Below are 6,278 nucleotides of genomic sequence, written 5' to 3' on the forward strand. Positions count from 1 at the left end.
TTTGCGCGGGGGGGGGGGCGGTGTGCGGGGCCAGGGCGCCATCTTTCGGGCGGGAGGGGGGGGCCCCCAAAATACCGGGGGGGGCCCACACCCTTTTTGTGCGCCTTACCCGCAGCTCCCGCCGCACTGGCACGATCCACCCTGCTGGCAGCCGCAGCCGCAGCCCGAGCCGCAGCCGCAGGCTCCCAGCAGGACCAGTTCGGGCAGGCCTGGTGTCACGGTCGGCTGCTCGGGGGTGAACACGGGGTTGGGGGACTCGGCCATGGGTCTCCTCCTCGAAGGCGTACTGCCTGTCCCCCATCTCATGCCCAGACCTGACGGCGCATCAACGGCGCACGCGCGCGCGGGCGTCGGCTGCGGGAGCCTCTTCCGCGGTCTCCTCCGCGGTCCCTTCCGCGGTCCGCGAAGCCGGAGCCACCGGCACGGCCCCCGCCCCCACCTCGGTCTCCTCCTCCGGAAGCCCCCTCATCAGCGTCCAGTAGCCGAGCGCCGCGAACGTACCGATGACGGCGCAGATGCCCCACAGCCAATCCGCCCCGAAGCGGTCGATCACGAAGCCGGACATCAGCGGGGCGACGAGCGCGGCCACGGCCCACGACATGGTGTACATGCCCTGGTAGCGCCCCCTGCCATGGAGGGGCGAGAGCCGCACCACAAGCCCCGTCTGCGTTGGCGCGTTGACGATTTCGGCCAGCGTCCAGACGCACACGGTCAGCGCGAAGACGCCGATCGACCCGGCGAAGGCGGTGAGCCCGAAGCCGTATCCGGCGAGCAGCGCGGAGATGATCAGCAGCCGCTGCGGGTCCCGGTGCTCGATGAAGCGGGTGACCGGGATCTGCAGGACGACGATCAGTACGCCGTTGACCGCGATGGCCATGCCGTAGTCGGCGGGCGTGAAGCCGGCCTCGCCCATGGCGACGGGCAGCCCCACCGACCCCTGCTGGAAGATCAGCGCGACAAGAAACGAAAGACCCACAACTCCCATGAACCGCCCGTCCCGCAGCACCGTCCCGAGCCCCACCTCCGGCTCGGCGTCCTTCTCCAGGGCGGTGCGCACGGGCCGCGACTCCGGCAGTTTCGCGAAGACGACGATCGCGCAGGCCATGGTCATGGCGGCCTCGATGAGGAACCCGGCGAGATAGCTGAACTCGGCGATGAAGCCGGCGCCCATGGCGGAGATCGCGAACCCGAGGTTGATCGCCCAGTAGTTGAGCGAGAAGGCCCGCACCCGGTCCTCGGGCCGCACGATGTCCGCCATCATCGCCTGGACGGCGGGCCGGGAGGCGTTGCTGGCCATACCGACCAGGAAGGCGACGGCGGCGATGGCCAGCGGGTCCTTCATGAACCCGAGCAGGGCGACGGAGAGCGCCGTGGAGGACTGGGCGATGAGGAGGGTGGGCCGCCGCCCGAGCCGGTCGGTCATGACGCCCGCGCCCAGCGAGGAGATGACTCCGCCGAGCCCGTGCAGGGCGGCGACGAGCCCGGCGTACGTCGCGGAGTAGCCCCGGTCCAGGGTCAGATAGAGCGCCATGAAGGTGGCGACGAAGGCGCCGAGCCGGTTGACGAGGGTGCTGGTCCACAGCCACCAGAACTCTCGGGGCAGCCCCGAGACGGACTCTCTTGCGGCACGTCTCATGGCGGCGAGCGACATCGGTTTCCCCCACAGATCAGGCAGGCGCGCGAACAGCGTGTGCAAGCGTCCACGTGTAAGCGTCTCTAGCGACGACTGCACATTACGATCACGATGGCTCGGGGAGCCAGCGGATTAGCAGATACCGTCAACTGATCCTGCTGCGGCGGGGCCTGAGTCCACGCCCCGGCCGGGCGCGCGGGGCGCCCGGCGGTTCGATTACGCTCAGGGGCATGGCCGACGCACCGTACAAGCTGATCCTCCTCCGCCACGGCGAGAGCGAGTGGAACGCGAAGAACCTGTTCACCGGCTGGGTGGACGTCAACCTCAACGAGAAGGGCGAGAAGGAGGCGGTCCGCGGCGGTGAGCTGCTCAAGGACGCCGGCCTGCTCCCCGACGTGGTCCACACGTCGCTCCAGAAGCGCGCGATCCGCACGGCACAGCTCTCCCTGGAGGCTGCCGACCGCCACTGGATCCCGGTCCACCGCAGCTGGCGCCTGAACGAGCGCCACTACGGCGCCCTCCAGGGCAAGGACAAGGCGCAGACCCTGGCCGAGTTCGGCGAGGAGCAGTTCATGCTCTGGCGCCGCTCGTACGACACCCCGCCGCCGGCCCTTGACCGCGATGCGGAGTACTCGCAGTTCTCCGACCCCCGCTACGCGACTCTCCCGCCGGAGCTGCGCCCCCAGACGGAGTGCCTCAAGGACGTCGTCGTCCGCATGCTCCCGTACTGGTTCGACGGCATCGTCCCGGACCTCCTGGACGGCAAGACGGTCCTGGTCGCCGCGCACGGCAACTCGCTGCGCGCCCTGGTCAAGCACCTGGACGGCATCTCCGACGAGGACATCGCGGGCCTGAACATCCCGACGGGCATCCCGCTGGCCTACGAACTGGACGCCGAGTTCAAGCCGGTGAAGCCGGGCGGCACGTACCTGGACCCGGAGGCGGCGAAGGCGGCCATCGAGGCGGTCAAGAACCAGGGCAAGAAGAAGTAGGGTTTGTGATCATGCCTCCCACCTGCGCATACGGCGCGGATGGGGGGCATTTTCATGGCCTGGGACCACTCTGGGCTGATTGCCGTACGCCAGTGCATGCCACAAGACCGCGGCTGTCTTCGGTGATGAAGAGCATGAAGACCCAGGCCCCGTCCGCAGAATTGATCTGCCCCAGCCGTACCGGTTGGCCATGCCGGCCGAGGAGTTCCACGGCGCGTTCCAGGCCAGTGGTTTCGATGCCCTTGCGGAGCGTGTGTCTGAGACGGCGACCGTAGACATGCGCGAGTGACTCGGCGGAAGCGGTGCCCTCCCAGACGACATGCGACGCACCGCCGCGGAGCGCGTCCAGGGCGGTCGAGGGTGCCTCATCATCACCGGCCAGCAGTGCTTCGAGTTGTTCCCGGTCCACAGCCGTCGCCCCCGTCCGGGATCCTGCAGTACGCGAGGAGATGACAGTAACGCCGAGCGGATCCTTGAGCTCGAAGCACCGCATGACGACTGACTGGAATCACGTGGGATGGTGGTCGGGTGACGACGCTGGAGGATCTGGTCCGGTTGCGCCGGGCCCGCGACACCATGGACCGCGACTACGCCGAGCCGCTCGACGTCCCGGCGCTCGCCCGCGTCGCCCTCATGTCGGCGGGCCACTTCTCCCGCAGCTTCCGTGCCGCCTTCGGTGAGACGCCGTACAGCTATCTGATGACGCGCCGCATCGAGCGGGCCAAAGCGCTGCTGCGGCGGGGCGACTTGACGGTGACGGACGTCTGCTTCGCCGTCGGCTGTACGTCGCTCGGGTCCTTCAGCTCACGGTTCACCGAGCTGGTCGGCGAGAGCCCGAGCGCGTACCGGGCCCGGAGCCATGACGAGGGCGCCGACGTCCCGGCCTGCATCGCCAAGATCCACACGCGACCGGTCAGGAACGGAGAAGCCGGATCCGGCGCCCGACCGTAGCGTGGAGCGCATGGACATCAAGCTTTCTCAGACCTTCATCGCCGTCGACGACCACGACAAGGCGCTCGCCTTCTACCGCGACATTCTCGGCCTCGAGGTGCGGGGCGACGTCGGGTACGCGGACATGCGCTGGGTGACCATCGGGGCGCCCTCGCAGCCGGACGTGAACATCGTCCTGGAGCCTCCGCTCGCCGACCCCAACGCCTCCGCCGCCGACAAGCAGGCCATGGCCGAGCTGCTCGGCAAGGGCCTGCTGCGCGGCGTCATCTTCTCGACCGACGACGTCGACGCGACCTTCGAGCGCATCAGCACGGCGGGCGGCGAGGTGCTGCAGGAGCCGGTAAACCAGCACTGGGGCGTCCGCGACTGCGCCTTCCGCGACCCCGCCGGGAACATGGTGCGCTTCAGTCAGCCTCGCGGGAAGTGAGCGCCAGGTGTCACGGGCTGCCCACGTCCGTGACGCCCTGCGCGACCTCACCCACGGCGTCCAGGATCCCCTGCCCGAAGGCGGTCGGGGCGATCAGCAACCCGAAGACCAGCGCCACGAGCACGGTCAGCTGCTCGTCGTTCCGGCTCCGGGCCTGCGTCCGTCTCCGTAGACGCAAGACGATGACGACAGCCAGCAGAACCGCGAGATCGATCGTCAGCACCACTGGGCCAGTCCTCCCGTCAGGCAAGAACGTTCCAGTCCTCCTGTGTAGCCCGAACCACGCGCCGCGGTCGATCAGTTACCGACGGTTGGCGACATTGTGTGCATCCGGGGCCGGATTGGCTCATGCCCGGCACCTATGCCAGGTGCACGCTGTGCCTCGTACAGGTTCCGGGGCCGGACCACATCCGTCGTCCCATAGAGCTCGACCCGCGAGTGCAGTTCTCCGGAGAAGTCGGGTACGTCGATCTGGTCGAACTCCCGTACCTCGTTGATGCCCACCGTGGCGCTGTAGGGCGCAAGCCCGTCGATCTTCATCAGGCCCGCGCGATGGTTCGTCACGCGGATGTTCCAGTGCGTGAAGCGGGCGCCGAAGAGCGGGCCCGCGCTGGCGTCTCCGCCGTGGCGGCCGTTGTTGTTGACGGTGATGTCCGTGCGGACGTTCGCGAAGGGCATGCCTCGGTGACTGTCGAAGGTGCCCATGTCCATCGTGCCGCGTGACCAGACGTTGTAGGAGGAGAGGCCTTCTACGTTGATGCCGTGGAGCTGGGTTCCTGACGGGGCCGGCACCGTGCGCTGCTCGATGGTGAAGTCCTCGATCAGGTTGTCGTGGGAGCCCTCGCGGCAGAAGTACGGGTGGTGCGAACCGCGGCCCGCGACACGGGTGTTGCGGAGGGTGCAGGCCGATGCGCCGACGAGCCCGAAGCCGTTGTCCACATGGCGTACGACGATGTCGTCCGCCCAGCAGTCGTACGCGCACTGGAACGTGACGCCGTTGTAGCCCTTGTCCAGGAGGTGCGGGGACTGGGGCGTCTCGACCGCCTCGAGGGTGAGGCCCTCGACCCCCGCGTTCGTCAACGCCCCGACGTGGGTGGTGAGTCGGGGGTCCCACTCCGGGCGTACGTCCAGAGGGAGGCGGCGTTCGAGGGTGACGGTGCTCTTCTTTACGGAGGTGATGCGTACCGGCCACTCGTACGGGACGTATGAGGTCAGTTTCGTCTTGTCGTCCCAGGTGTAGGCCTCCGGGCCTGGGCCGTCGCCCGCCATGTGCTTGAGGAGCGTGTGGTCCGCGTCGTCGGCGAGGCGGAGCAGGACCAGGTCGCCCTTGCGCAGGCGGGAGGTGTCGGTGACCTTCAGGGTGCGGTCGCCGCGGTGTGCCGGGGCGGTGGTCGTGAGGGTCTGCCACTCGTCCCGCTTGTTGCCCGTCCAGCCCTCGAACGGCCAATCCTTCGCCTTGATGGCGGTGGTGAGGGACTCCCAACGTCCTTGCGGACAGAGCCAGATGAGGCCGCCGGCCCAGGACCAGCTGCTCTTGTCGCCGCCGTAGCGGGAGCCGTAGGGGCCGATGAGTTCGGTGAGGTTCTTGGTGGCGTGGAGGGTGGTGCGGGCGCTGCCCGCGCCTCGGAGGACGACGTTGTCGTGGGCGATGCGGATGACGTCGTCCATGCGGTACGTACCCGGTGGGATGAGGACGGTGCCGCCGCCGTTCGCCCCGGCTTCGGCGAGGGCGCGGTTGATGGCGGGGGCGGCGTCTGACGTGCCGTCGGGCTTGGCTCCGTAATCGCGTGCGTTCGCTACGACTTCGGGGCGGGGGAGGTGGCGGCTGCCGGCTCGGGCGCCGGCTCGGCCTATGTAGGGGATCTGCGGGTGGGTGTACGGGGCCTTCGTGAACTCCTGCCAGAGGGCGGGGGTTTCACCTCGCGGCCGCTGGCCGGCCGCCCACGCGGTCCCGCCGACCGCAGCGCCGGTGGCCGCTGCCGCCGCGACGGTTATCGCGCCGCCGAGTACGCCGCGTCTGCTGGGGTGCTCCATGCCTGTACCACCCATACCCGCCTCCACTTTCCATGGATGTGAACGTCGTTCATATCTGCGGTGGGGGTGAGCATGCCATGGGGTTGGCGGCGGGGGAAGGTGTGTGGCAGGGCGGGGGCCTTGGTGGGCCTGTGGTGGTGTTCGTACCGGGGCCGCCCGGTTGTCCCGAGGTTGGCGGTTCCGGGCCGGGAGTCAAGGGCGCTCCTTCGTCGCGTCGGCTGCGCCGATTCCGCTTCGCTCC

At 69.0% G+C, this 6,278-nt stretch carries 8 protein-coding genes; 3 read left to right on the forward strand and 5 right to left on the reverse strand.

Translation table 11 applies throughout. The annotated features are described in order from the left end of the window. Positions 1 to 105: 105 nt before the first annotated feature. Together ACFWY6_RS32100 and ACFWY6_RS32105 are read right to left on the reverse strand one after the other, a co-directional pair. A complete protein-coding gene (locus ACFWY6_RS32100; protein WP_384697837.1) occupies positions 106 to 264 on the reverse strand; it encodes a hypothetical protein in 159 nt (52 codons plus the stop codon). A gap of 61 nt (positions 265 to 325) precedes the next feature. After that, positions 326 to 1,651: an MDR family MFS transporter gene (locus tag ACFWY6_RS32105; RefSeq protein WP_384697839.1), complete on the reverse strand. Its 1,326-nt coding sequence runs from the start codon at positions 1,649 to 1,651 to the stop codon at positions 326 to 328. A 212-nt stretch (positions 1,652 to 1,863) separates the two neighbouring features. On the opposite strand from ACFWY6_RS32105, the gene ACFWY6_RS32110 reads away from it, so the two are divergent. Continuing rightward, positions 1,864 to 2,625: a phosphoglyceromutase gene (locus ACFWY6_RS32110; protein WP_360776461.1), complete on the forward strand. Its 762-nt coding sequence runs from the start codon at positions 1,864 to 1,866 to the stop codon at positions 2,623 to 2,625. Between the two features lie 52 nt (positions 2,626 to 2,677). Here the strand turns inward: ACFWY6_RS32110 and ACFWY6_RS32115 are convergent, their stop codons facing one another. Continuing rightward, a complete protein-coding gene (locus ACFWY6_RS32115) occupies positions 2,678 to 3,118 on the reverse strand; it encodes a hypothetical protein (protein WP_384697842.1) in 441 nt (146 codons plus the stop codon). A gap of 83 nt (positions 3,119 to 3,201) precedes the next feature. Here ACFWY6_RS32115 and ACFWY6_RS32120 point away from each other — a divergent pair, with 83 nt between their 5' ends. Beyond that, positions 3,202 to 3,576, forward strand: coding sequence for a helix-turn-helix transcriptional regulator (locus tag ACFWY6_RS32120; protein WP_266869720.1), 375 nt, complete (start codon positions 3,202 to 3,204; stop codon positions 3,574 to 3,576). Positions 3,577 to 3,586: 10 nt separating this feature from the next. Beyond that, complete coding sequence (locus ACFWY6_RS32125) at positions 3,587 to 4,003, forward strand: VOC family protein (protein ID WP_384697845.1); 417 nt, start codon at positions 3,587 to 3,589, stop codon at positions 4,001 to 4,003. A 10-nt stretch (positions 4,004 to 4,013) separates the two neighbouring features. Here ACFWY6_RS32125 and ACFWY6_RS32130 read toward each other — a convergent pair whose 3' ends face one another. Together ACFWY6_RS32130 and ACFWY6_RS32135 are read right to left on the reverse strand one after the other, a co-directional pair. Continuing rightward, on the reverse strand, positions 4,014 to 4,229 hold the full coding sequence (locus ACFWY6_RS32130; RefSeq protein WP_384697848.1) for a hypothetical protein: 216 nt from the start codon (positions 4,227 to 4,229) through the stop codon (positions 4,014 to 4,016). Between the two features lie 71 nt (positions 4,230 to 4,300). Then, complete coding sequence (locus tag ACFWY6_RS32135) at positions 4,301 to 6,052, reverse strand: glycoside hydrolase family 55 protein (RefSeq protein WP_384697851.1); 1,752 nt, start codon at positions 6,050 to 6,052, stop codon at positions 4,301 to 4,303. Between the last annotated feature and the right edge of the window lie 226 nt (positions 6,053 to 6,278).

Origin of the sequence: Streptomyces sp. NPDC059037, from assembly GCF_042740015.1 — a bacterium.
In the GTDB taxonomy this organism is placed as follows: Bacteria; Actinomycetota; Actinomycetes; order Streptomycetales; family Streptomycetaceae; genus Streptomyces.

Excerpts from the sequence above, each read along its gene's own strand:
- ACFWY6_RS32100 (WP_384697837.1), bottom strand. The coding sequence starts at position 264 with ATGGCCGAGTCCCCCAACCCCGTGTTCACCCCCGAGCAGCCGACCGTG.
- ACFWY6_RS32105 (WP_384697839.1), bottom strand. The coding sequence starts at position 1,651 with ATGTCGCTCGCCGCCATGAGACGTGCCGCAAGAGAGTCCGTCTCGGGG.
- ACFWY6_RS32110 (WP_360776461.1), top strand. The coding sequence starts at position 1,864 with ATGGCCGACGCACCGTACAAGCTGATCCTCCTCCGCCACGGCGAGAGC.
- ACFWY6_RS32115 (WP_384697842.1), bottom strand. The coding sequence starts at position 3,118 with ATGCGGTGCTTCGAGCTCAAGGATCCGCTCGGCGTTACTGTCATCTCC.
- ACFWY6_RS32120 (WP_266869720.1), top strand. The coding sequence starts at position 3,202 with ATGGACCGCGACTACGCCGAGCCGCTCGACGTCCCGGCGCTCGCCCGC.
- ACFWY6_RS32125 (WP_384697845.1), top strand. The coding sequence starts at position 3,587 with ATGGACATCAAGCTTTCTCAGACCTTCATCGCCGTCGACGACCACGAC.
- ACFWY6_RS32135 (WP_384697851.1), bottom strand. The coding sequence starts at position 6,052 with ATGGGTGGTACAGGCATGGAGCACCCCAGCAGACGCGGCGTACTCGGC.